Source organism: Roseovarius gaetbuli, assembly GCF_900172365.1.
In the GTDB taxonomy this organism is placed as follows: domain Bacteria; phylum Pseudomonadota; class Alphaproteobacteria; order Rhodobacterales; family Rhodobacteraceae; genus Roseovarius; species Roseovarius gaetbuli.
Genome location: NZ_FWFJ01000139.1, coordinates 1 through 744 on the forward strand (window position 1 = coordinate 1; position 744 = coordinate 744).

Here is a 744-nt window from a genome sequence, read left to right on the forward strand (position 1 = left end):
GTAAGCGTCCGGCCTCGCTGCTCTGACATTTCATAGAGTGTGTTGATAAGTGTCCACTATTGATAGTGGACATCTTGAGGGCGGATATGGCGGGCAAGAAGGGTCAGAAGAAGCGTTTTTGGTCGGATGAGGAGAAGGTGTCTATCTGTGCGCAAACATGCGCGCCGGGGGTATCGGTTGCGCAGGTCGCGCGGCGGTATGCCATGAACACCAACCTGATCCACAAATGGCTAAGTGATCCCAAGTTTGCACCGGATCCGGAGATCATTGAAGATGAGGTTGGTGAGACGCCATGCTTTCTGCCTGTGGAGATTGTTGAGCGACCTGTGACCGAAGAACCTGGCCCCGCGCGTGCAGCCAATGCCGCATCCGCCCACAGCGCAATTGAGATCGACATCGCGGGTGGCCATCAACTGAGGATTGTTGGTGGCTACGATCCTGAAGCATTGGCCCGGCTGATCCGAGGCCTGTCTGCATGATCCCTGTCCCGGCGAACACGCGTGTCTGGCTGGCCGCCGGTGTGACCGACATGCGGCGCGGGTTCACAACGCTGGCGGCCCAGGCGGAACAGACACTGAAGCAAGATCCGTTCACGGGGCATCTGTTTGTCTTTCGTGGTCGGCGCGGTGATCTGATCAAGATCATCTGGTGGGATGGTCAGGGCGCATGCCTGTTCAGCAAACGCCTGGAGAAAGGTCGGTTCGTGTGGCCATCGGCGAAAGAGGGCAAGATTGCCCTGACCGC

2 protein-coding genes are annotated in these 744 nt (G+C 58.2%); both read left to right on the top strand.

The annotated features are described in order from the left end of the window. Positions 1–86 precede the first annotated feature (86 nt). Complete coding sequence (gene tnpA / locus ROG8370_RS19975; RefSeq protein WP_085828846.1) at positions 87–479, top strand: IS66-like element accessory protein TnpA; 393 nt, start codon at positions 87–89, stop codon at positions 477–479. Continuing rightward, positions 476–744: IS66 family insertion sequence element accessory protein TnpB (tnpB, locus tag ROG8370_RS19980; RefSeq protein ID WP_085828847.1), on the top strand; the 269-nt coding region annotated here is incomplete at its 3' end. The genes tnpA and tnpB, both read left to right, overlap by 4 nt.